22 protein-coding genes, 1 tRNA gene and 1 pseudogene are annotated in these 23,403 nt (G+C 64.4%); 8 read left to right on the top strand and 16 right to left on the bottom strand.

Annotated elements, in window-relative coordinates; all coding sequences use genetic code 11:
- Nucleotides 1-16 precede the first annotated feature (16 nt).
- From CV102_RS05935 to CV102_RS05955, 5 genes are all read right to left on the bottom strand, one after another.
- A complete protein-coding gene (locus CV102_RS05935; RefSeq protein ID WP_148856968.1) occupies nucleotides 17-1,642 on the bottom strand; it encodes a sensor histidine kinase in 1,626 nt (541 codons plus the stop codon).
- A gap of 32 nt (nucleotides 1,643-1,674) precedes the next feature.
- Nucleotides 1,675-3,120, bottom strand: coding sequence for a dihydrolipoyl dehydrogenase (locus tag CV102_RS05940; RefSeq protein WP_148856969.1), 1,446 nt, complete (start codon nucleotides 3,118-3,120; stop codon nucleotides 1,675-1,677).
- Between the two features lie 184 nt (nucleotides 3,121-3,304).
- On the bottom strand, nucleotides 3,305-4,336 hold the full coding sequence (locus tag CV102_RS05945) for a DMT family transporter (protein ID WP_148856970.1): 1,032 nt from the start codon (nucleotides 4,334-4,336) through the stop codon (nucleotides 3,305-3,307).
- A gap of 303 nt (nucleotides 4,337-4,639) precedes the next feature.
- Nucleotides 4,640-4,858: a type II toxin-antitoxin system HicB family antitoxin gene (locus tag CV102_RS05950; RefSeq protein ID WP_148856971.1), complete on the bottom strand. Its 219-nt coding sequence runs from the start codon at nucleotides 4,856-4,858 to the stop codon at nucleotides 4,640-4,642.
- A gap of 225 nt (nucleotides 4,859-5,083) precedes the next feature.
- On the bottom strand, nucleotides 5,084-6,436 hold the full coding sequence (locus CV102_RS05955; protein WP_148856972.1) for an NAD(P)/FAD-dependent oxidoreductase: 1,353 nt from the start codon (nucleotides 6,434-6,436) through the stop codon (nucleotides 5,084-5,086).
- A 353-nt stretch (nucleotides 6,437-6,789) separates the two neighbouring features.
- Here CV102_RS05955 and CV102_RS05960 point away from each other — a divergent pair, with 353 nt between their 5' ends.
- Both CV102_RS05960 and CV102_RS05965 read left to right on the top strand, forming a co-directional pair.
- A complete protein-coding gene (locus CV102_RS05960) occupies nucleotides 6,790-8,187 on the top strand; it encodes a signal recognition particle protein Srp54 (RefSeq protein WP_148856973.1) in 1,398 nt (465 codons plus the stop codon).
- Nucleotides 8,188-8,284: 97 nt separating this feature from the next.
- Nucleotides 8,285-9,253, top strand: coding sequence for a hypothetical protein (locus CV102_RS05965; protein ID WP_148856974.1), 969 nt, complete (start codon nucleotides 8,285-8,287; stop codon nucleotides 9,251-9,253).
- 2 nt (nucleotides 9,254-9,255) lie between these two features.
- On the opposite strand, the gene CV102_RS05970 is transcribed toward CV102_RS05965, so the two are convergent.
- From CV102_RS05970 to CV102_RS05980, 3 genes are all read right to left on the bottom strand, one after another.
- On the bottom strand, nucleotides 9,256-10,224 hold the full coding sequence (locus tag CV102_RS05970) for a CBS domain-containing protein (RefSeq protein WP_148856975.1): 969 nt from the start codon (nucleotides 10,222-10,224) through the stop codon (nucleotides 9,256-9,258).
- A 76-nt stretch (nucleotides 10,225-10,300) separates the two neighbouring features.
- The gene (locus CV102_RS05975) at nucleotides 10,301-10,714 is read right to left on the bottom strand and encodes an RNA-binding domain-containing protein (protein WP_148856976.1); all 414 of its coding nucleotides are present in this window, start codon (nucleotides 10,712-10,714) and stop codon (nucleotides 10,301-10,303) included.
- Nucleotides 10,711-11,298, bottom strand: a complete 588-nt coding sequence (locus CV102_RS05980) for an AAA family ATPase (RefSeq protein ID WP_148856977.1) — start codon at nucleotides 11,296-11,298, stop codon at nucleotides 10,711-10,713. The genes CV102_RS05975 and CV102_RS05980 overlap by 4 nt, the downstream gene beginning before the upstream one ends.
- Before the next feature lie 365 nt (nucleotides 11,299-11,663).
- Between CV102_RS05980 and CV102_RS25770 the strand changes: the two genes are divergently transcribed.
- The 3 genes from CV102_RS25770 (at nucleotide 11,664) to CV102_RS05995 (ending at nucleotide 14,250) form a co-directional block, all read left to right on the top strand.
- The gene (locus CV102_RS25770; protein ID WP_187432868.1) at nucleotides 11,664-12,113 is read left to right on the top strand and encodes a hypothetical protein; all 450 of its coding nucleotides are present in this window, start codon (nucleotides 11,664-11,666) and stop codon (nucleotides 12,111-12,113) included.
- 381 nt (nucleotides 12,114-12,494) lie between these two features.
- Nucleotides 12,495-12,569 (top strand) — tRNA-Arg (locus CV102_RS05990).
- Between the two features lie 463 nt (nucleotides 12,570-13,032).
- Nucleotides 13,033-14,250 carry a C45 family autoproteolytic acyltransferase/hydolase gene (locus CV102_RS05995; RefSeq protein WP_148856978.1) on the top strand — a complete coding sequence of 406 codons (1,218 nt, stop codon included), beginning with the start codon at nucleotides 13,033-13,035 and terminating at the stop codon, nucleotides 14,248-14,250.
- A 59-nt stretch (nucleotides 14,251-14,309) separates the two neighbouring features.
- Here CV102_RS05995 and CV102_RS06000 read toward each other — a convergent pair whose 3' ends face one another.
- Complete coding sequence (locus CV102_RS06000) at nucleotides 14,310-15,395, bottom strand: glutamate-cysteine ligase family protein (protein WP_148856979.1); 1,086 nt, start codon at nucleotides 15,393-15,395, stop codon at nucleotides 14,310-14,312.
- Between the two features lie 436 nt (nucleotides 15,396-15,831).
- Between CV102_RS06000 and CV102_RS06005 the strand changes: the two genes are divergently transcribed.
- Both CV102_RS06005 and CV102_RS06010 read left to right on the top strand, forming a co-directional pair.
- The gene (locus CV102_RS06005) at nucleotides 15,832-16,362 is read left to right on the top strand and encodes a hypothetical protein (protein ID WP_148856980.1); all 531 of its coding nucleotides are present in this window, start codon (nucleotides 15,832-15,834) and stop codon (nucleotides 16,360-16,362) included.
- Nucleotides 16,363-16,448: 86 nt separating this feature from the next.
- Nucleotides 16,449-17,222, top strand: coding sequence for an SDR family oxidoreductase (locus CV102_RS06010; protein WP_148856981.1), 774 nt, complete (start codon nucleotides 16,449-16,451; stop codon nucleotides 17,220-17,222).
- A 44-nt stretch (nucleotides 17,223-17,266) separates the two neighbouring features.
- Here CV102_RS06010 and CV102_RS06015 read toward each other — a convergent pair.
- From CV102_RS06015 to CV102_RS06030, 4 genes and pseudogenes are all read right to left on the bottom strand, one after another.
- Nucleotides 17,267-17,680 (bottom strand): annotated as a pseudogene (locus tag CV102_RS06015) (universal stress protein).
- Between the two features lie 133 nt (nucleotides 17,681-17,813).
- Nucleotides 17,814-18,908 (bottom strand): aminopeptidase, encoded by a 1,095-nt coding sequence (locus tag CV102_RS06020; RefSeq protein WP_148856982.1) that lies wholly within the window; start codon nucleotides 18,906-18,908, stop codon nucleotides 17,814-17,816.
- Between the two features lie 60 nt (nucleotides 18,909-18,968).
- Nucleotides 18,969-19,166, bottom strand: coding sequence for a hypothetical protein (locus CV102_RS06025; RefSeq protein WP_148856983.1), 198 nt, complete (start codon nucleotides 19,164-19,166; stop codon nucleotides 18,969-18,971).
- A gap of 19 nt (nucleotides 19,167-19,185) precedes the next feature.
- Nucleotides 19,186-20,193 (bottom strand): hypothetical protein, encoded by a 1,008-nt coding sequence (locus CV102_RS06030; RefSeq protein ID WP_148856984.1) that lies wholly within the window; start codon nucleotides 20,191-20,193, stop codon nucleotides 19,186-19,188.
- Nucleotides 20,194-20,285: 92 nt separating this feature from the next.
- Here CV102_RS06030 and CV102_RS06035 point away from each other — a divergent pair, with 92 nt between their 5' ends.
- A complete protein-coding gene (locus tag CV102_RS06035; RefSeq protein ID WP_148856985.1) occupies nucleotides 20,286-21,305 on the top strand; it encodes a threonine aldolase family protein in 1,020 nt (339 codons plus the stop codon).
- Nucleotides 21,306-21,320: 15 nt separating this feature from the next.
- Here CV102_RS06035 and CV102_RS26980 read toward each other — a convergent pair whose 3' ends face one another.
- The 3 genes from CV102_RS26980 to CV102_RS06045 all read right to left on the bottom strand — a co-directional run bounded on the left by CV102_RS26980 (nucleotide 21,321) and on the right by CV102_RS06045 (nucleotide 23,338).
- Nucleotides 21,321-21,452 carry a DUF7859 family protein gene (locus CV102_RS26980; protein WP_256493404.1) on the bottom strand — a complete coding sequence of 44 codons (132 nt, stop codon included), beginning with the start codon at nucleotides 21,450-21,452 and terminating at the stop codon, nucleotides 21,321-21,323.
- Nucleotides 21,453-21,774: 322 nt separating this feature from the next.
- Nucleotides 21,775-22,296 carry a metallophosphoesterase gene (locus CV102_RS06040; RefSeq protein ID WP_148856986.1) on the bottom strand — a complete coding sequence of 174 codons (522 nt, stop codon included), beginning with the start codon at nucleotides 22,294-22,296 and terminating at the stop codon, nucleotides 21,775-21,777.
- Between the two features lie 646 nt (nucleotides 22,297-22,942).
- Nucleotides 22,943-23,338, bottom strand: a complete 396-nt coding sequence (locus CV102_RS06045) for a hypothetical protein (RefSeq protein WP_148856987.1) — start codon at nucleotides 23,336-23,338, stop codon at nucleotides 22,943-22,945.
- Nucleotides 23,339-23,403 lie beyond the last annotated feature (65 nt).

Raw genomic sequence — 23,403 nt, forward strand, 5'->3', positions numbered from 1 at the left:
CGCGACTGCGACGTCGTCACGACTCGTGCGTCGATGCGTCCGGCAGCGTGAACTGGACCGTCGTCCCCTCGTCCGCGTTCGGATCGATCCAGATCTCGCCGCCGTGGCGCTCGACGATCCGCTGACAGAGCGCCAGCCCGATCCCCGTTCCCTCGTACTCCTCGCGACTGTGGAGTCGTTCGAACACGTCGAAGATACGCTTTCTATCGTCGGGATCGATGCCGATCCCGTCGTCGCTAACCGAGATGACCCATCTGCTGTCGTCTCGAGAGACCGTTGGATCTCGGGAATCGCTCGCGGAGAACGCGGCGGACTCTCGCTCCGCCGTGACGTCGACTCGCGGCGGGTCGTCGCCGCTGTAGGTGATCGCGTTGCTCAACAGGTTCTGAAACACCTGGCGCAACTGGTCGTCGTCACCCTCGACTCGGGGGAGCGACCCTACCGAAAGCTCCGCGTCGGTCTCCTCGAGCTTGAACTGGAGGTCGTCGATCACGTCGTCGAGGACGGCGTTCAGGTCGACCGGCTCGAACGGATTGCCCTGCGTTTCGATGCGCGAGTACGCGAGCAGGCCGTCGATCATCTCGCGCATCCGGTCGGCGCCGTCGACGGCGAACTCGAGGAACTCCTCGACCTCTCCGTCGAGCTCATCTCCGTACCGTTCCTGAATGAGCGAAAGGTAACTCGAGACCATTCGGAGCGGCTCCTGGAGGTCGTGGGAGACCGCTGAGGCGAACTGCTCGAGTTCCTCGTTCGACGCCTCGAGTTCCCGCTGGTACTGTTCTCGTTCGAGTTTGTACCCGACCCAGTTGCTGAGTAGTTCGACGAACGTCACTTCCCAGTCGGAGAACCCTTCTGCACGCGCATCCCTGTCGTAGAAACAGAACGTTCCGTACACCTCACCGTCGACAAAAACGGGCGTTCCGAGATAGCAGGAGATCCCCCACTCCACGTTCCCGGTTCGATCGGCCAGTTCCGGTGCGTCCGACTCGACATCACTGATGGCAAGCGTCCGTTCGATGTCGACGACCCGTTCGCAGTTCGTCGTCTCGAGCGGGACCGTCTCTCCTTCCTCGAGATCGGCGTCGTCGGGTGCGTCGACGGCCTCAAAAGTGTACTCGTTGGTGTCCGGGTGAACGCGCGACAGCGTCGCATACTCCGTCCCAACCGTCTCCCGAACGACCTCGAGGAGCGAACTGATCTGGTCGACGAGCGGCTGGTCGGGATCCGCGAGCACCTCGTAGGCGTCCTGCAGTGCCTGTTCGCGTGTCTGAATCTGGTCTTCCCGACGAACGCGGTCGGTCGTCTCTCGAAAGTAGACTGTGAGCCCCGTCTCCGAGGGATACGCGCGCACTTCGAACCAGGCGTCGAGCGACTCGAGGTACTCCTCGAACGTGACCGGTTCCTGTGTCTCCATCGCGCGTTCGTACTCTTGCTGGAACGTCGATCCGACCGCGTCGGGGAACGCGTTCCATAGGGCGGTCCCGAGGAGTTCTTCCTCGTCCCGCCGAAGGACGCGCTCGGCCTGCTCGTTGAGGAACGTAAATCGCCACTCCTCGTCGAGCGCGAAAACGGCGTCGGTGATCCGATCGTATACCCTCGTCGCGTCGTCGGGTGGGATCGGCGACCCCGATTCTCCAGTCATTGGAACGAAGCAACGGCGTTCCGATGGATAAATCACTCGACGCTCGCGTCCCGCCAGTCCGGGGCCGTCGAGTACGGACTCGAGGAGAGTTCGTCGAATGCCGCGTAGACGACCTCCGAAAGCGCCGGGTGGACGTGGACCGGGTTCGCGACGGCGTCGACGGTCCCGTCGCCGCTGTCCATCGCGACGACGACCTCCTGGATCAGAGTCGACGCCTGTGGACCGACGATGTGACAGCCGAGGATCTCGCCGTCCGGCGCCGCGAGCACCTTGACGAACCCCTCGTCGGCCTCGAGGATCAGTCCCAGCGGCGCAGCATCGTACCCCACGCGTGCCGACTCGTACTCCCGGCCGTCCTCCTCGAGTTCCGCCGCCGTCCGGCCGACGCTCGCGACCTGCGGCGAGGTGAAGATCGCGTGGGGCATCGCCTCGTAGTCGACCGCCCGGTTGACCGTGTCGAGCACGTTCGTCGTCACGATCTTGGCCTCGTAGTCGGCCGCGTGCTTGTACGGCTCCTCGCCGACGACGTCGCCGAGTGCCCAGATCCCGTCGACGCTGGTCTCGAGGAACTCGTCGGTCTCGACGTGGCCCTTCTCGTCCGTTTTGACGCCGGTGTTCTCGAGGTCGAGCGTGTCCGTGTTCGGCTGTCGGCCGGCCGCGACCAGGAGTTCGTCGGCCTCGAGTTCGACTGCCTCGTCGTCTCCCTCTTCGCCGTCGCCGTCGGCGGGCTCCGCGGTGACGGTCACCCGATCGCCGTCCTCGCTCGCTTCGACGGCTTCGTAGCCGGTGTACAGCTCGCAGTACCGCTCGAGGCCGTCGGTCACCGTCGCGCTGACGTCGTCGTCCTCTCGCGGGACGAGTCGGTCGCTCCGGCCGACGATCGAGACGTCCGCGCCGAGCGCACCGAAGAAGTAGCCCAGTTCGGCCGCGATGTAGCCGCCGCCGATCACGACGAGTTCGTCCGGCCGCTCGTCGAGGAAGAGCGCGTCGTCGCTGGTGTGGAAGTCGACGTCCTCGAGGCCGTCGACCGGCGGCGTCATCGGGCGGCCGCCGACCGCGATGACGACGGTGTCGGCCCGGATCCGTTGGGAACCGCCGTCGTCCAGATCGATCTCGAGTTCGTGATCGTCGACGAACCGTCCCTCGCCGCGGTAGAGGGTGACGTGCTCGTCCGCCTCGAGCGACTGCTCCTGTCGGTCGGCCTTCCCGTAGACCGTGTCGTGAATCGACGACGTGATCTCGGCGTAGGAGATTCCCTCGAGGTCGGCCTCGACGCCGAACTCCTCCGCGCGGCGGATCTCGTCGACGACGTCGGCCCGGTGGATGAGCGCCTTCGAGGGGACACAGCCCCTGGTGATACAGGCGCCGCCGAGCGGTCCGGGCTCGACGACGGCCGCCTCGAGTCCCTCGTCGGCCGCCGCGGTGGCTACCTGGCTCCCCGATCCGCCGCCGATCACGACGATGTCGAACTCGTTCATACCATCTAGACGATGGCGAACACGATCGTAAAACAGCGGGATGCGTATGAAACAACGCGCGAACGGCGAACCGAGCAGCGACGGCGTCCGGATCCCAACTCGGCTACGACCCACCAGGACGAGACGACACGAACGACCGTCCGCTCGAGAAAAAGTATCCGACGCTGTCTCCTGGCCCGGTCTGTTAGTCGTCTGCGATCGGGTGCTCGGCACGCGTGTGCGGAGGAGACGAGGTCCCATGGTACGTGCGGGAGTAGTCGTTCCCGTGAACTCGTACCGTCGCCGTTCCGGGCACGGGTGGAGTCTGGCGCGAGCGCTGGACGGTACGAGTGAGTTTCCAGAGGGGACGGATCTTACAGAGTGCGAATCCGACGACGATGAGCGCGAAGCCGAGTACCATCGTCCCCGTAATCGGTTCTCCGAGGACGGCCATACCGAACACTGCGGCGACGATCGGCGTTGCGTAGCTGATGAGGTTCGAATTGGTCGCCCCGATACGGTCGAGTAACATGAAGTAGAGCAGGAAGCCGCCGACGGTGCAGACGATCCCGAGGTAAAGTATCGCGGCGAGAGCGGATGCAGTCCAGTCTACGCCGGAGACGGATTCCAGTGGGTGGAGGTGACTGGTTGCGTGGAGGGTCGCTGCGCCGACCAGCATCGACCAGGCCTGCAGTGAGACGAGCGGAAGGGTTCTGGATAACCGTTGCGTGAGCACGGATCCGAGCGCGAACGCGACGGCCGCTGCGAGCAGGAGCACGACGCCGATCAGTCGGCCGCCGAAGGATCCCCCGGCGGTGGCGATGGCGATAACACCGGCGAACCCGACGAGTAAGCCGAGAACGTCCATTGCTCGGACGCGTTCTGCTGGAAGGAGTTTGAGCGCGAGTGCAGGGGTAACGATCGGCGTAAAGCTCAGCACGATCGCTGCGACACCACTGGTCACGTAGCTCTGTCCGAGAAACAGGAGTGCGAAGTGCACACCGATAAGCAGGATTCCTGTCGTCAGGACGAGTCCGACGTCGTCGCGTGTCCGTGGGAGCCACTGCGCGCGGCTTGCGACGACCAGTCCGAAGAAGACGAGTGCAGCGATATCGAAGCGGAGCGCTCCAAAGAGGAGTGGTGGGAGTGAGTCTAGCCCGATCTCGATCGCAGTGAATCCTGATCCCCACACGACAGCGAGCACACCGAACAACATCATATTCTGCACCTTTGTCATATCTTCGAACCTCGCGCCTACCGCAGGAAAGGCGACATATTGGATAGCAGGATCTAAAATAAACGACTTTCGGGAACTGTGATATCACGAACCACCCGAACGGATACCGTTCGACCCGTTCTCAGAGGAGGACCGCAGCGTACTGCAATCGAGTCCCGTCTTTACCCGATTCTGTCATCGTCGCTGGTCGCTGCCAGAGATACCAGCGTTGGGTTCGCACTCTCTACGCAACAGCTGTTTCAGACGAAACCGTAGCTACAGAACGGGAGTTCGACGAGGGTACAGCGACCGGTTCGGGAGTCGTTACAGCCAGTCGTCGCCGGTGTCGTCCGACTGGCCGTCGGTGTAGGTGTCGACGGCTTCGGCGAGGTTCGCGATCGCTTCCTCCTCGGAGGGACCTTGACTCGAGACACCCGTTACCTCGTCGTCGGCGATGTACAACCCGCTCTCGACGCGGACGGTGACGTCGGCGTCCTCGAGGGCCGGATACTCGCTCGTGTCGATCTCCGGATCAGTGGTCATACCGTACCGTTGTCCGCCGGCGGGTAAAATATGCTCCGACACCGTGAGACCGTAGTTCGCACACGAAATTGCCCGAAGTAGATGTGACGCAGAGAGCACACCCCTAACGCGGTTGCTTTTATCAGCTACCGGTAGTTTTGGTAGCGACATGTTGGATATGGCTGGTCGGGTTGTCGATCCACTACTGCACGGCCAAGCGTGCGCGGAACGCGGCTGAATCTCCGCTCACATCTTCGGCTTGAGGACGCGCCACAGGATGTGAGGGGAGAATAGTGTCGTCGGGGGCCGTTCCATCATGAGCACCCTGACGAACGCCTCCCGGAGCACCCGGTCGTCGTGGGACCGACGCAACAGGCGGGAGATGTACCTGTTGGTCAGATCGGTACCGCGAGGCTTCGGACCCTCGGTTTGGGGGAACGCAAAGTCCCCGCCGACGGACAACGTCCAGGCGACGTCGACGATGTCTTCGACCCGATCGAAAAAGCGGAGGGCAAGATCCTCGCGGCTCCCATTTGCAAGTGCGTGATGCAGCGCCAACGCCTCCAAAGCCGCCACCGACATCCCCTGTCCGTAGATCGGATTGAAACTGGCGAGTGCATCACCGACGACGAGCAACCCCTCCGGAAACCGCTCCAGGTCTCCGTAGCGCCGGCGGATACTGGTCGGGAACGGGTAGTGCGCGATATCCTCGGAGAGCCACGTCCGCGTCTCGAGAAGCCGTTCGAAATGCCCGACGGGGAGGTCCGCTGCGAACTCGATCAGTCCGTCCTCGTCCGTCGGCGGATGGTCGCCGTGCAGGCCGAACAAGGTCACGAGCCGTCCACCGTCTTCGACCGGAAACGTCGATCCGCCACGGCCGAGTTCGGGCGATGGGGCCGCCAGGACCATCTGCCGGTCGTCGACGGGCCGTTCGATGCACGCCGTACTGTAAGCCATACCGACGCGGACTTCATCGGTTGCCGGCGGGTCGTAGTCGTGCGCCCGTAGCCACGTCGGCGTCCTGGACGTCCGGCCGGTCGCATCGACGACCAGATCGGCACCCAGCTCTTCCGAGTGGCCCTCTGCTGTGTTGACGGCGACTCCCGTCACGGCCGTGGCCGACCCGTCGACGAGGTAATCGGTCCACTGACACCGCGATCGGAACGTGACGGCGTCGAGGTCGGCAACGCGTCGTCGAACGACGTGTTCGAAGAGTGGTCGGGTGGCAAAGTACAACGGGAACTGTCGAGTTCCGTCGGCGAGAAAATCGCCCTCCTGATGGTGCATCACGTCACGCGAACCGTCGAGTATCACCCCGCCTCTCCTGGCGAGTTCCTCCCCGAATCCGGGAAAGAGGTCCTCGAGGGTTGCACGCCCCGCCTCGAGCAGCAGGTGGACGTGCCGGCCCTGGGGGACGCCCCGACGAGCGATCGGTTCGGTCGGGGTCGGATCCCGTTCGATCACGGTTACCTCTCGATAACTGTCCGCGAGGATCCGGGCCGCGAGGAGACCGGCCATACTTCCCCCTACCACGACTGCCTCCCCCTCCGTGGTAGGGTTCCGAGTGGGACGATATCTCCGAACCGTCGCTAACGTCATACTGGCTCCCCTAGTGGGGACGTGCTGTGTTAAGTGTTACCACACGCTGTTCAGCACGGTTCCATTACCGTTCTCTCTATTTGCCAGGCCTCTCGGCAGGACGCTCTCAGATATACTGATCGACTCATTCAGTCTAGATCGAACGGAATAAACGAAGTTGGTTTGCTGAACACATCCTCTTCGTTCAGCACGACATTTTTGCTAGCAAGCTATGGGTCCAATAGGCTCTCTACTGTGTCTCTGGCCTGTGCGTAACCACGACTGTCGATCGCCGTGAGAGATGACCGACCCCGACGAGGGACGCTGACGGCCGAGAAAAAGCCTTTAACACCGTCGCCACGTACACCGAGCAAATGGTACTCGACGATCTCGGGAGTTCACTGCGGGGAACCCTCGACAAACTCCGCGGGAAGTCACGACTCAGCGAGGAGGACATCGAGGAGATCGTCAAGGAGATCCAGCGCTCCTTGCTCTCCGCCGACGTCGACGTCTCGCTGGTAATGGAGCTGTCGGACAACATCAAAGAGCGTGCCCTAGAGGAGGAACCGCCCGCCGGTACCCCGGCGCGGGACTTCGTCCTCCGCATCGTCTACGAGGAACTGGTCGATCTTATCGGCGAGTCGACCGACCTGCCCTTGGAGGAGCAGACCATCCTGCTCGCCGGACTTCAGGGGTCCGGGAAGACGACCTCCGCCGCGAAGATGGCCTGGTGGTTCTCGACGAAGGGACTGCGACCTGCCGTCGTCCAGACGGACACGTTCCGGCCCGGCGCCTACGACCAGGCCAAGGAGATGTGCGAACGCGCAGAGGTCGACTTCTACGGCAACCCCGACAACGACGATCCCGTCGAGATCGCCCGGAACGGCCTCGAGGAGACGAGCGAGGCCGACGTCCACATCGTGGACACGGCGGGTCGCCACGCGCTCGAGGAGGACCTGATCGACGAGATCGAGCAGATCGAGGAGACGGTCGACCCCGACAAGTCCCTGCTCGTGCTCGACGCGGCGATCGGCCAGGGCGCGAAGGATCAGGCCCAGCAGTTCGACGAATCGATCGGCATCGACGGCGTCGTCATCACCAAACTCGACGGGACAGCGAAGGGTGGCGGTGCACTCACCGCGGTCGACCAGACCGACAGTTCGATCGCGTTCCTCGGCACTGGCGAGGAAGTCCAGGACATCGAGCGGTTCGAACCCAACGGCTTCATCTCGCGACTGCTCGGGATGGGCGACCTCAGCCAGCTCGCCGAGCGCGTCGAGCGCGCCATGGACCAGACCGACGTCGAGGAGGAGGACTGGGATCCCGAAGACATGCTCAAGGGTCAGTTCACCCTGAACGACATGCAAAAACAGATGGAGGCGATGAACAACATGGGGCCCCTCGACCAGGTGATGGACATGATCCCCGGCTTCGGCGGCGGGATCAAGGATCAGCTCCCCGACGACGCGATGGACGTCACCCAGGATCGGATGCGGACATTCTCGGTCATCATGGACTCGATGACCGACGCCGAAAAAGAGTACCCGAAGGCGATCGGCGCGAGCCAGATCGAACGCATCGCGCGCGGCTCCGGAACGAGCGAGGACGAGGTCCGGGAACTGCTCCAGCAGTACAAGATGATGGAGCGCACGATCAAGCAGTTCCAGGGGATGGGCTCGGACAAGGAGATGCAGCGCATGATGAAACAGATGCAACAGCAGGGCGGCGGTGGCGGTGGCGGCGGCATGGGCGGGATGGGACCGTTCGGATAACGCCGATTTCTGCCGCATCGAGCTTCTGACAGCCGATACCGTTCGAGAATCGCCGTCCAGAACGTTCATTGTATTCTAGACGAATTTCTGGGTATAGATGGATCGCCGCCAGTATCTCCGGGCCGGGGTTGCCCTCGCGTGCAGCGTCTCGGTCGCCGGCTGTCTCGACGAGGTCGACGCGGCCGCCGGATCGGACGACGAGACCGACGTCGAGGTGACGGACCGGACCGGCGAGCGCGCGCTCTCCCGAGCGGTCGGCCGGTTAAATGATGCGGCGCTCGCGCTCGAGGTCGACGACCTCGAGGACGACGAGTCGGCGTTCGACCCCGAGGAGCCTCGCGAACTGCTCGCCGACGCGCGGGAGTTCCTCGAGACCGCTGCAGCCGAACTCGAGGACGACCGCCAGCCCGAGGTCGACGAACTGCGCGCGTACGCGACCGTTCTCGAGGGGCTGGTCGACGTCGCCGAGACGGTCACCGACGACGCCCACGAGGAGGACCTCGACGACGTCTCCGAGGCGATAACGGAGCGGGAACTCGAGGCAGCGTCGGAAACCGTCGACGACCTGACCGAGACGTTCGACCGCGCAGAGGAGCGGTTCGACGCTGCGGAGGCCGACCTCGACTCGCTCGACGCCGACAGACTCGACGCGCTCTCGATCGTGGATCTCGCGGAGATCGAGTCGGGTGCCGAGGCGCTCGGCGACGTTCTGGCGTCGCTGATCGCGCTCGTGACCGCGCTCGAGTCGACGGTCGAGGGGGACGAGTGTCTCGAGCGCGGCGAAGAGCACGCCGACGACGATGAGCACGAGCGTGCTCGGGAGTCGTTCCTCGACGCCGAGGACGCGTTCGCCGCGTCGACGGAATCTCTCGAAGACGGCCGCGAGGATACACCGGCCGGACTCGACTCGCAGTTCGAGACCGGACTGTGCCAGAACGGCCACCTCGAGACCGCGGCCAGACAGTTCGTGGCGGCGGCCGAGGCGACGATGGATCGCGATCCGCACACCGCACGACAGCGGCGGGAGGACGCCGAGGCAGCGCTCGAGCGCGTCGAAGACTGTTAGACTTAGGCCGTCGCCGCCTGCTCGAGAACCGATTCTGGCGGCAACTCGTCGACGAGAACGACCGCGTCGCCCTCGAGGACGACTTCGTCACCGTCGTCGCGGACGGTCGTCTCGATCCGGTACTTCGAGCGTCCGAGATCGTCGACCACCTCGCAGACGGCGGTCGCGCGGTCGCCGATCGAGAGCGGCGCGAGAAACGAACTCTCCTGGGAGAGGTAGATCGTCAACCCGGGCAGGCGTGCGAGCGCCGCGCTGATCAGCCCGTTCGCGAGGACGCCGTGGACGATCGGCTTTCCGAAGCGCGTCTCGGCAGCGTAGTCGGCGTCGAGGTGAAGGCGGTTCGTGTCGCCGGTCACCTCGGCGAACGTCTCGACGTCTTCTACCGTGATGGGTTTCGAGAAGGTAGCGACGTCGCCGACGGAGACGGTCGACTCGTCCTCGCCGTGGTAGTCGAAGGTCCAGTCGTCGCGTTCGTAGAGGGTATCGGACCGCACCTGTCGTCGCGGGTGTTCGGCGTCGGTCCCGCCCACGTGATGAATCAGGTGCGGGACGAAGTAGGATAGCTCCATCGTCGTGAGGATGCCGACGAGTTCGCCGTCGCCGTTTTCGCGCTCGTCGGCTCCGGACCCGTCACCGTCACTGTCATCGCTCTCGACGACCGGGAGGTGCTCGAGGCCCACTGCGCGCAGTCGTTCGACGGCGTCGACGATCGAGGCGTGGGCGCCGATCGTCTCGACCGGCCGGGACATCACGTCGGCGATCTCGATGCCGGCGAGATCCTGCCGGTCGCAGAGACAGGTCGCGAAGTCGCCCTCGGTGACGATACCGACTGGCCGGTCATCGCGGACGACGACGACCGAACTGACCTGGTTGTCGCGCATCAGCGTCGCAGCGTCGGCGACGGTCGCGTCCGGCCGGGCGGTGACGACGTCGGTGACCATGATCTCCGAGACGGGTATCGTGCGGTGCATACCGACGACCTACACCGGTTCGGCCTATCAACACCGGGCCCTCATACTGTCGGTGTGACCGATCGCTCGAGTCGGCTCAGGTGTCGACCGGTCTGCCGTCCTCGGTCGGTGGTGCGATCTGGTCGACGTAGCTCTCGAGGTCCGGTTCCTCGACGCGTACTCGGACGGCGATCTCGCCGAGTTCGTCCGGTTCGCCGACCGAGAAGTTGATCCGATCCTCGAAGGCTGCCTGTTTTTTCAGTGCGAAGGAGAAGGAGTCCCCCTCGCGGTTGGCGAAGAACTCTCCGCGGGCGGTATCGAGGATCTCCTGGCGGTGCAACAGTTCGGAGAAGTGATCCAGCGAGTGGGTCTCGCCCCTGATCTCGCCGAACTCCTCCTCGAGTTCGGCGTTGGGGAAGACGTTCGTGACGGCGTCTGCAACGCGGCTCGTCACTTCGGTGTCGTACACTGGTGCCGTGATCTCGACGTCGACGCGGTAGATCTCTGTCATGGCTGTCGAACCTCGTTGTCCGGTGTTTCGATTGCGTCTGCTTTCGCTTCGACGATCGCCTGGACCCGGTCGTGGAACGCCTCGAGCGAGTCGGTGTTCTCGACGACGACGTCGGCGCGGTCCATCGCGTCGTCCATGCCGAAGCCCCGCTCGCGCTCGTCGCGAGCGGCGAGTGCCTCGCCGCCACCGTCTTCGTTGACGTCGCGGCCGCGGGCGTCGATACGCTCGGCTCGGAGCTCGAAGGGGGCCTCGATGCTGACGAGCGTGAACGACTCGTCGAACCGGTCCTCGAAGACGTCGACCTCGACGTCGGACCGGATGCCGTCGACCAGCACCGTGTCGTGATCCTCGAGGCGGTCTTCGATCATCGGGAGCGAGCGCTCGGCGATGGCCGCCGGCCCGTTCTCGTCGCGCAGCGCCTGGGCGACGCTCCCGTGGTCTTTCGCGGGGTCGAGTCCGCGGTCGGCTGTCTCCTGGCGGACGACGTCGCCCATCGTCACTACGGGGATTCCTTCCTCACGTGCGACGGTGGCAGCCTCACCTTTGCCGCTGCCGGGAAGTCCCACCGTTCCGATGACGTGCATCGAAGGAACGTACCGGGGAGACGTGCATAAGGGCTGTGTTCGCCGCTCGAGAGCGTTCGTTCGACTACCCTGTCGATAGCACCCCGATTGTCTCTGTTGCAACTCATTAGCAATCGATGTAGACGGAACGCGTTTCGCCGGTCTGGGCTGCCAGCCGTTGATTATTTCGCGATTTCGACCGGATAACGATACGGAATTCGGGCGTCTCCGGAGTTCCAGTGCTTTCAGTTCAGAAACAACGAGCGTGTTCGCAACCGTTTATCTGCTCGGATCGAACCGTCGAGAACTCGTCTGAATCGAAACCAATCGTCGAAACGGAGTCGGGCCGTTATTTATCAGTCTGCCATTGGCTCCGAGTGCATATCATGACAAAACCATCTCTCGACAGGCGCCGATTCACGAAGGTAGTCGGTGCCGGTATGGTCGCGGCTATTGCAGGTTGTATGGACGACGACGAAGAAGAAGACGACGCGATGGGCGACGAGGAAGACGACGGCGCGATGGGCGACGAAGAAGACGACGACGCAATGGGCGAAGACGACGGGATGGACGACGAGGAAGACGACGACCTCGGCGACGACGAGGAAGATGACGACCTCGGCGATGACGAGGAAGACGACGACCTCGGCGACGACGAGGAAGATGACGACCTCGGCGAAGACGACGAAGATGACGGCCTCGGCGAAGACGACGAAGACGACGACCTCGGCGACGACGACGAAGATGACGACCTCGGCGAAGACGACGAAGATGACGACCTCGGCGAAGACGACGAAGATGACGACCTCGGCGAAGACGACGACGACGGCATCTAACGCGGTGAACGACAACTGACGAACTGGGCTGACGTCAGTTTTGATCACCTTCCTTTTCGATTCGAGCAGTCGACCGGTAGCCACTGACACGTGTTGCGTTGGCGATTCCGGACGATGGCTCGAGGGCCCGACACTGATGGTGTGTCACAGATAGCGGTTCGACGTGCTGGCCGCTGCCCGTTTTTCGCGTCCACGGCCTGGAGCTGACACACGCCCACCGTGATCAGTTTCATCCGTCGGCGGAGCAGTCTCTTCTGGAGGACCGTCTGATCTCGTTCGGGACCCGACCTCGGTACTCGATCGCACACCTGGCCGTGCGAGCGCGGCGCGACTGGCTGAATCCCAACTGCTTATATCGCTCGATGGATGATTCGTACTCGAGGGCACGTAGCTCAGTCCGGAAAGAGCGTCGGACTTCTAATCCGACGGTCGTGGGTTCAAATCCCATCGTGCCCGTACAGCGAACGAAGTGAGCGAACCGGTACGTGGGATTTGAATCAGAGGGCGACGAACGATAGCGAGTCGACGGCGTGGTTCAAATCCCATCGTGTCGCTTGCTCTGTCTCGAGTTACCCGTGAGCGACGGTTCTCCACCGAACTGAGTTACGCTTTTCACCAACTACAGCGTCGAACCGCGTGAAACGATCATTCGAGCTCCGTTCAATACCCTCTGTCCCGCTGTTGTGAACGTTGCAACTGACGGCGCTGCAGGCTCTCGCCACGGAATTCGCCCTCGAGGAGCTGCTATCGATCTCCAGTGTGCCGATAGCTGACACGACGAGTTAGGACTCGAGTTAACCGTTGTTCGCCACCAGTTAATCGAACGTCTCGAGTCAGCAGTACCGTTTCTGCCCCGTCGACAGCCCCACGTTCACTGTGCAGGCCGCTGATACAACCCGTTCGAGTCGTTTTTTCAGATATGGACGAGACGGACGTCGAGACGGTCGCGTACACCGAGACGATCGCTGAACCGGAGACGTTCGCCGAGCAGGCGCGCCGGCGCGCGGCGACCGAACGGGAGGTCGTCGAGTGGGCTGTCGACGAACTCGCGTCGGAGATCGCCGAACAGGAGGTTGACCTCGAGCCGCTACTCGAGTACAGCCGTCGGAGCCGCGAGAGCCTGCCGGACCGCCACCGCCGGGCCTACGAGGCGATGGCCGAGGAGTTCGACGGTGACCCGGACGTCTACGAAGTGTACGTCTTCGCGTACTCGGAGCTCTGTGAGAAACTGGCCGACGGGGAGGGACGATCGGAGAAGCATCCGAAGGGCTGTACGAACGCGCTCGTCGCGCCGCCGAAGGGAGACTCCGCATCCGCCGCCGAGACCGGTGCCGACGCGGACGCCAGCGCGGCGAGCGGCGGCCCGCTCGTCCTCAAAAACCGGGATATTGCGGGCCGAGGAACCCGACCGAAGTCGATCGTCGAACAGCCGCCGATCGACGACTACTACGGATTTCTGACGGTCGACACCTGCGGAACGATCTCGATTTTCAAGGGGGTCAACGACCAGGGTCTGGTCGCGGCGAACACCTACATCGAGAGCGAGCGAGACGACGTCGATCCGGAGGATCAGCTTCGGAACGGGACCGTCATCCGCATGCTGTTAGAGGAGTGTGCCACCGTCGAGGAGGCCCGGACGTTGCTCGAGTCCCACCCGACGCGCCAGCTGATGGGGCAGACGCTGTTTCTCGCCGACGAAACCGACGCGATCTTGCTCGAGATCGATCCGGAGGCCGAGCAGATCGCCGTCGACGACGACGAGGTCGTGACGCGAACGAATCACTTCGTGCTGTCGGAGTCGACCGAGACGGAGAGTTCGACCAGGCGCCGGGAACGGGCGTTGTCGCTCCTCGAGGGCGAGGAACAGATCGATCGGGACGATCTGTGGACGTTCGCGCAGGATCACGAGAACGGGCCCGGCGACGACTCGATCTGTCGGCACCCGGAGCCCGAGACGGACGAACCACACGCGTTCGGCCAACTGACGACCGCGAGCACGGCCATCTTCCAGGGGGGATCGCCAGAGATCGAAGTCGCGATGGGGAATCCCTGCGAGAGGGAGCGCACACGGTGTTCGTTCGCCGACGAGATTCCGACGGATCTTCGGACTGGACAACGGTGGCTCGATCAACAGTAACGTTCACCGTACAGACCGCTGTACGGCTGTCGGCGGTATCTACCGACAAAACGTAGGATTCAGGCTCGAACGCGGCGCTGTTCGAGGTCGGCCTCGAGCTGTCTCGCGGCCTCGAGTCGCAGTTTCTTCGCGCGGCCTTTCGTGAGCCGCGAGTCGGGCAGCCGATCCGCGAGCGGCTCGTACGCCGAGGGAGAGAAGCCGAGTTCCTGTACGTAGCGCTGGACGCTCGGGTCGTCGAGACCGTCGTGGATCACGGTGTCGGTGACCTCCTCGACGGTCTCGAACGCGGGGAGTGGCATTTCGTCACCGGTGTCGCCGGCCGACGATTCGGTGCCGTCGACGACGGTGCCGCGGGCGTCCGCGTGGGTGACGATCGACTGAACCGTCTCCGCCAACTGGAGCACCTGGCTCGGCAGGGCCGCGTCGGGGGAGCGCCACTCGACCGTCGGCATCGCTTTTCGCAGCCGGACCGGAGTCCAGACCGCGTCGTAGGGATCGAACTCGTCGTCGAAGGCGTCCGGGTCGACGCCGTACTCGAGTGCGCGTTCGCGGAACCCGTCGTAGGCGTCCTCGAGGCGGGCTTCCCACTCGGCGACGCTATCGACGTAGGGCCAGAGCTGGCCCTGCTCGGGACAGGCCCCGTAACACGAGCGCCGGTAGAGGTAGGGGCGTGCACACTCGTGGATTCGTTCGCCGCGGTAGTGCGACGAACTGTTGACGAGCGCGAAGGCGGGATCGAGCGCCGTCAGCGTGTTGAGCTGATCGACGACGTTCGACTGCTCGAAATGCACGTGCGTGCCGGCGCAGACGCGGGCGTCGTCGAACGTCGGTCCGACGATCCGGCGCTGGAGGTCGGTTCCCCGCTTGTCACGATAGGGGATCTCTGCTGGCGAGGCGTGCAACGGCGTCGCCAGCGGGACGAGTCGCTTGCCCTGTTCGCGTGCCGCATCGACGACGGTACCGATTCGGTCGAGGAACTCCTCGCGGAGTTCGGTCGTCGACGAACACGGGGTTGTCTTGATCTCGAGCATCGGCTCGACGAACTCGGGGTCGATCTGCGTCGAGACGTCGAGCAGTGTTTCGGGGGGTACCAGGTCGCCGTCGTCGTCGATGACCCAGTACTCCACCTCGAGGCTGGTTTTCATGGATGTCTCCGTTGGACCGCGCTTGTCGTATCGGCCCTCGAGCAAGCCGTCACCGGGCCGTTACTATCGGTCGGACACCGAGACCCGAACTCGACGAGCGTGTCGAATCCGGTGACGGCGTCCGTTTTTCCGCTTCTGGATCCTGAGATAGGGACGGTCTACGTGAAGCGATTGAGCCTGCGTGTGAAGGGAAAACGTCGGACTGAATCCAACGCGATCCGATATCCGGCGTGTGAGGCCGTTACTCGCGGATCCAGTCTCTGCGAACCGACCAGCACACGTGTTATGAACTCCCTCGAGTCGAGAACTGTTGGCGTCACCGCCGACGCTACGAGGAAAGCCTGAAGCAGCGCCCGTGGTACGTAGCGACCGCAGCGAGGGGAACGAACCCCACGCGTGGACGCCACTTATGTTGCTCAGCCGCCTACACTCGATCATGGCACCGACCGTCGCGGACAGGCGAACGCTCCTGTCGGGGGTGGCTGCGACGCTCGCGACCGCATCGCTCGCTGGCTGTCTGAGCGGCGAGGACGAGGGCGACGAAGACGGCGAGTCGGACCCCATCGTCGAGGAGGCGGAAGCGATCGAGGGGGACACCGATCCCGACCTGTGGCAGGACGTAGCGGAGATCCACCTCGAGGGGTACGTCGGCGGCTGGGTCGGGGTCGAACCCGCCCACATCGACCGCGTCGAGAATCCGACGCTGGTGCTCTTCGAGGGACGACCGTACGAGATTTCCTGGGAGAACCGGGACAACATGAAGCACAATCTGGCGATCTGGAACGCGGACGACGAACGCGTCGAGGAGCACGCGACCGACGTCGTCGACGACGAGGGTGGAACCGAAACGCTCGCGTTCACTCCGACCGCCGAGATGAGCATCTACATCTGCGAACACCAGCCGGGGATCCAGCGCGGCGACCTCGAGGTCGTCGACGAAGAAGGTGGGTCGGAAGGGGATACGTAGCTCCGAAACCGACGACGATCGTTTCTGTCCGAATTTGTACCAATGGGTGGCGTCATTTAGATGACTGCCATCGTAGAGTGCGTGGCATGGAACCACTACTCGCTGACGACGTCGCGGTCGTTACCGGCGGTGCGAGCGGTATCGGACGAGCAATCGCGAGACGGTTCGCCGCGGAGGGAGCCGACGTCGTCATCGCCGACATCGAGGAGTCGCCTCGAGAAGGAGGCGATCCCACCCACGAACTGATCGCCGACGAGACGGACGCGAACGCGACGTTCGTCGAGTGCGACGTCTCGAATCCCGGCGACCTCGAGGCGGCGGTCGACGCGGCCGAGGCGTTCGGCGGCGTCACGGCGATGGTGAACAACGCGGGAATCTTCCACGGCGAGGAGTTCCTCGAGGTCGAGGAGGGCGATTTCGACCGGATGGTGGACGTCAACGTCAAGGGCGTCTACTTCGGTGCCCAGGCGGCGGCAAAGCGGATGGTCGACTCTGACGGCGGCTCGATCGTCAACCTCTCGTCGATCGCAGGACTGCAGGGGTCGGCGGATTTCGTCACGTACTGCGGAACGAAGGGTGCGGTCAGGCTGCTGACCTACGCCATGGCGGCCACACTCGGGTCCGACGGCATCCGGGTGAACACGATTCACCCGGGGTTGATCGAGACGGCGATGACGACGGACGACTACGCGATTATCGGCACCGAAGCGGAAGACGAATTCCTCGGGGGGATTCCGGCCCACCGCGCGGGCCAGCCCGAGGAGGTCGCAGACGCGGCCGTGTACCTCGCGAGCGATCTTTCGGCGTACGTGACAGGCGAGTCGCTGACGGTCGACGGAGGGATGAGCAATACGCTGTGAGCGACCTCGATCGCTGCCGGTGCTGGACGCTTCGCCCTCGAGACTCAGCGGACGACGGTAACCGGAACGGGAGAGCGACGAACGATCTTTTCGGCGACGCTGCCGAGCAGGACGCGGGAGACGCCCTCTCGGCCGTGGCTGCCGATGATGATGTGGTCGACGTCGTTCTCCTCGGCGAAGGCGACGACCTCGCGCTCGGGTTTCCCGACGGCCGTCTCGGTTCGGAACTCGATTTAGGCGGTGTCGAGCGGCTCCGTAACGTTCTGGAGGGAGCTCGAGGCCTCCTCCTCCCGATCCCGGAACGCTTCCTGCAGGAGGTTGATGCCGGCCTCCGTCGAGCCGTCCGCGGCTTCGACGACGCGCAGCAGGACGATCTCCTCGTCGGCGTGGGAGTCGAACGCGTACTCTACCGCCTTCTGTGCCGACGCCGAACCGTCGTATGCGACGAGTACTGCCATACGCCTAGCTACCCAGTTCGACATTATAAACGCGATGCACGAAGCACGCCGAACTTTTTCCGCTCGGGTTGCCTTCGGCAACCGCTCGCGCAAAAACTTCGATGAAAAAGACCGCAACTAACCTCTTCCGACTCTACTCGTCGAACCCGTCTTCGAATCGGAACGTCCCGTCGCGCTGCACCACTTCGCCGTCGACCTCGATAAACGAATCTTCGCTCATGTCGACGATCATGTCGACGTGGACGGCGGAGTCGTTGGCCTCGTTGCCCTCGCCGACGGTGTCGTTGTAGGCACGGCCGACGGCCATGTGGACGGTGTCGCCCATCTTCTCGTCGAACAGCATGTTGTAGGTGAACTGGTCGATGTCGCGGTTCATTCCGATCCCGAGTTCGCCCAGGCGGCGCGCGCCCGCGTCGGTCTCGAGCACTTCCGTCAGGACGTCCTCGTTCTTTTCGGCCGAGTGGGAGACGACCTCGCCGCCCTCGAACTCGAGGTAGACGTCCGTGATCTCGCGGCCCTGGTGGTACAGCGGCATGTCGAACAGCACCTCGCCCTCGACGGAGTCGGGTTCGGGTGCGGTGAAGACCTCGCCGCCGGGGAGGTTGTGCTCGCCGTAGTCGTTGAGCGTCGGGTTGCCGTCGATCGACATCGTGACGTCCGTCGTGTCGCCGCTGACGATCCGGATCTCCTCGGCGGAGTCCATGATCTCGACCATGTTCGCCTGGTGCTCGCGCTGTTCGTCCCAGTCCTTGTTGACGGCGTCCCAGACGAAGTTCTCGTAGCCCTCCGTGCTCATCTCTGCGAGCTGGGCGTTCGCCGGCGCGGGGAACTGGGTGAGACACCAGCGCGTCGAGAGTCGCTCCTCGAGGATCGGTTGGTGGGCCTGCTGGTAGGCCGCCTGCGTCTCTGGCTCGACGTCGCTGGTCTGGGTGACGTTGTCGCTCGCGCGAATCGCGATGTAGACGTCGGTGTTCTCGATGAGCGCGAGTTCGTGCTCGGGCGTCTCGAACTCGGGGTCGGCGGCGCGGAGGAAGGCGCGCTGCTGGCGTTTCCCGGTTCGCTGGCTGGTCGTGATCGGGTTGGCGCCGTGGTCGCCGATCACTTCGTGGAGGGCGACGACCAGGTCCTCGGCGACGGGGTGGGCGTCGACGACGACGTTGTCCCCTTCCTGGAGGTCGACGGAGTGATTCGCGATGATCTCGGCGTGTTCGCGGATACGTGCGTCCATATGACGCAAATTCTGCCACGGTCGGCATACCGTTTTCGAATCGAAATCCTCCGCCGGCGGTCAGTCGTCCCGGTTCGCGAGGAAGACGCCGAGGTAGATCGACGCTACCGCGCAGGCGACGCCGACGAGAAACGCGATGGTAAACGGCGACTCGAGCGAGAACGCGGTCGCTTCGCCCGTCGCCCAGCCAACGAATCCGGTCACGACGAGGACGACCGCCGCGAGTCGCAGGACGGTGATGAGCTGCTGTGCGTGCACATCTACTCTGTGGCGTTCTTCAGGCACGTCGTTCTACCGCCTCCGTCTCGACCAGTTCCCGGACGAACGAGACCGACGCCGCCGTCAGCACGAGCGCGAGCGGGACGGCGACGACCAGCGCGAACAAAAACCCCGCGCCGCCGGCGCTGACGGAAAGCGAGAGGACGAGCGAACTGACGACCGCGACGCCGACGTGCCAGAGCGCGAACGTGAGGTACGTTCGTTCGCCGACAGCGAACCCGTAGGACCGTCGGAACGCCTCGAGGACGCCGGCGTCCGCGACGACGAAGAGGAACGGCACAGCGTAGAAGAGATAGGCCAGGAGGACGAGCGCAGGGAACGCCAGCAGGAGCACGGTCGGCGAAAGTAGCACGAACGGGACGAGCGCTGCCACCGCGCCGTAGACGAGGAGATTGTACGCGAAAAACCGCGGTCCGTACGCCGCCACACACGTCGGAACAGCCGCGGGTTCGCCGCGGAGGCGTCGATCGAGTCCGCCGACGTAGACGGCCGCGAGTACCGCCGCGACCGCGGCGTAGGCGACGAGAACGAACGCGAGCCAGGCGCCGATCTCGAGCCCGGCACCCTCGAGCGGAAGGACGACGGTTTCGAGGGGCGTGTCGACGGTCAGATCGAACTGCCCGCCGGACGACGCCGTCGACTCGCGTGATTCGATCCCGGTCCCCGGATCTACGGCCGTGTCCCGCGGCTCGGTTCCAGGTGTCGGCTCGGGCGGATCGGCGAACGTCCAGAGATCGAGCAGCGGCGTCGGTAGGGCAAACTCCAGATTGATCGACATCCCGCGAGCGCCCTCGAGCGCCCGGGCGACGTTCTCGAGCGGGAAGAGCGAGGTCAGCAGTGGGACGAGTGCAAAGGAAAGGATCGCCCCGAACCGGTTCAGGACGCGGGAAACGTGCCACGGGAACGAGTGGGGCCGTTCGTCACGAGGAGTGCCGGGGAGACCCTCACTGCCGGGTCTTCCGCCCGGACCGGGTCCTGAAGTGGAGGCTGCGTGATCGGGGTCCATACGACAGCGAACAAACACGACCGTCTTGAATCCTCCGCTCACCGGAAGCCGGGAACGTCGGCTATTTGACGATCCACCGGCTATCGGGTCGCATGATCGATCTCCGCTCGGATACCGTAACGACGCCCGACGAGGCGATGCGGGATGCCGCCGCCGCGGCCGACGTCGGCGACGACGTCTACGGCGAAGACCCGACCGTGAACGAACTCGAGGCCCGCGCCGCCGACCGCGTCGGCACGGAGGCCGCGCTCTACGTCCCGACCGGGACGATGGGCAACCAGATCGCGGCCCGCGTCCACACCGAGCGCGGCCAGGAGGTGCTCGCCGACCGGAAGAGCCACGTCGTGAAGTACGAACTCGGCGGCTTCGCCCAGCACGCCGGCCTGCAGGTGCGGATGCTCGACGCCGATCCGCGGGGCGTGCCGACGCCCGAACAGATCGACGCGAGCTACGTCGCGGAGGACCTCCACCGGCCCGGAACGGGGCTGCTCTGCCTCGAGAACACCCACAACGCCCGCGGTGGGCTCGCCATCGCACCCGAGAAGATCGAAGCGGCGGCCGACACCGCCCACGACCGCGACGTCCCGGTCCACGTCGACGGCGCGCGGATCTTCAACGCCGCGACGGCGCTCGACGTTCCGGTCACCGACCTCACCGAGCCCGTCGATTCCGTCATGTTCTGTCTCTCGAAGGGGCTCGGCGCGCCGGTCGGCTCGATGCTCGCCGGCACCGAAGAGTTCATCGAGCGGGCCCGACGCGTGCGCAAGCTGTTCGGCGGCGGCATGCGCCAGGCCGGGATCATCGCTGCGCCGGGACTCGAGGCGCTCGAGAACGTCGACGAGCTCTCGACCGACCACGAACACGCTCGAGTGCTCGCCGACGGGCTGGCCGAAATCGACGGAATCGACGTCCAGGAACCGGAGACGAATATCGTCCTCGTAGACGTCTCGGGGCTCGGACTCGACGCCGACGGTGCGCTCGAGCGACTCCGCGACGAGAACGTCCTCGCGTCGGCGTTCGGCGAGACGACGCTCCGTTTCTGTACCCACCGCAGCGTCTCGCGTGAGGAACTCGACCGGGCGGTTTCGGGTCTCGCCGCGGCGTTCGACTGATCGCCGCTACCCGTCTCAGCGTCCTTCCATTCCGTCGCGGAACTCGAGGATCGTTCGCCGGAGGAGCAGGTACGAGAAGAAGATCAGCGACAGCAGGATCAGGACGATCGCAATAATGACGGGATCGTCGGGGATGAAAGTGACCATGTAGGACCGCTACAGTGTCGGCCTGCAAAACCGTTTCGACGTTCGATATCGCGTTCGGTCGTCTCGGAACGTGCCTGCTAGCTAAAACTCGTTTTTCACCTTGCGCTGACTATATTGCTAGCTGTCTCGTAGCTTCAGATGCGCCTCGATACTGCCCGCCCGTCGACATCGAGGCCACCCGTCCGGCACAGCCCACGCGCCAGATTGCCCTCTGCCACCGGTCCACCGTCGCCGGACGGGGTTCCGGGTGGTCGTCCCAATCCCGGTTCGGTTCCCGTTGACGCTGCCCTCCACACGCAGCACTGTCGACACTGCTTTGCGACTATCCTCGAGTTGCCACGGCGAACTCCGCGACGAGTGTTCCGTCCGGCTCTCGAATCTCGCCGACCAGTTCGTCTCCCGCCTCCTCGAGCACGGCGAACCCCGGCCGGTTCCCGCGCGGCTGGGCGTGACTCCCCGGGTTCAACAGCAGGACGTCGTCGGTCTCGACGACGGAAGGTCGGTGACTGTGTCCCGAGACGACGACGTCGGCGTCCCGCGAGCGGCCGAACATTGCCAGGCCGGTCGCACCGCCCTCACGCCGGTGGGTCACGGCGAATCGGACACCGCCTGCTTCGACGACCCGTGCTGTCGGCAGTCGCTCTCGGACCGCCGCGCTGTCGGCGTTGCCGTGGACGGCGAACAGCCGATCGCACTCGTTCTGAAAGGCCTCGAGCGCCGTCGTACTCGTGAAATCGCCGGCGTGGATCACGATCTCGGCGGTCTGCGCCGCCTCGAGCGCATCGCCCGTGAGTTCGTGTCCACCGCTACTGTGCGTGTCCGAGAAGATCGCGATCGTACTCATACGCTCCCTACAGGGGGCTCCCTGACGGTCCTTTCGTTCCGTCTCATACGGTCGGTTATCAGTAGATAGTCGCACGGTTTTGTCGTTCAGACCATCGCGTGAAAACCGCGTTACGTACAGGGAACGACGTCTCACTTCGTCCTGGCCCCTCCTACCGTGGCGCGCGCTGTCGACCGGCCGAACGTAGCGAGGTGCGAGCCTGCGAGCACCTCGGAAAGCGAACGGTGACCGAAGGGAACCGTGAGCACCAGTGAGGACGGTCGACACCAGTGTGCGAGGGACGAACGAGCGCAGCGCGGCGCGGAGCGCCGCGGAGCGGCGAACGGCCAGCGGCCGTGAGCCCGTGGGCGAGTGAGTCGGCTGGGGAGGGTGTGGCCATCCCGTGTGTTCGTGTGAGCAGGACCTGCTCCCGGAGCGAGTACTGCGAACGCCCCTGGCCTCTTTCAGTCCCGCCCGACGGCGGCTGATCGGCACTACAGTCTCGACGGCGGTTGTTCAGTACGTATCTGTCGGTACCGAATCGACCAGTTCAGATTCACGGCCCAGACTGAATAACAAAATCGCATTACCAATTCCTGTTATAATCCCTTACCAGTGATCGTTGTACCGGGCGAGCGATCACCGGTAAGGGACTATACCGACCGTATCAGCTCTCGCCGTCGTAGACGGCGGCAACTGTCGACCCCGGCGGCCGGTCGTTCGTCGTCGCCGCCACAGTCGTCTCCTCGAGATCGACCGTCGACTCGAGGGTCTCCCAGCCGTCGTCGTCGTCGACGGCGACCGCGACGTCGGTCGGACTCGCACCCGGCGGGAGGGCTGACGGGTCGTACACGAGTGAGATTCGGAACGCTTCGACCGCCCGTAACCCGTCGTGACCGACCAGGTCGATCGGCTCCGCGAGAGCGTCGGCCGGTGGCTCCTGGACGCTTCGCTCGAGGCTGAACTCGTCGGGAACGACGCCCGCGACGATGTCGACGTGGGCGCCCGCGCGCTCGAGTGCGAACTCCGCGATGTCACCGGAATCGTAGCCGGGAATGGTCATATTCGAGGCGACGGTCTCGAGCGATATGGCGCTGGAGCGCGCGTACGCCGGCCGGCGGTCACTCC

It is taken from the genome of Natronococcus pandeyae, from assembly GCF_008122205.1.
GTDB lineage: Archaea > Halobacteriota > Halobacteria > Halobacteriales > Natrialbaceae > Natronococcus > Natronococcus pandeyae.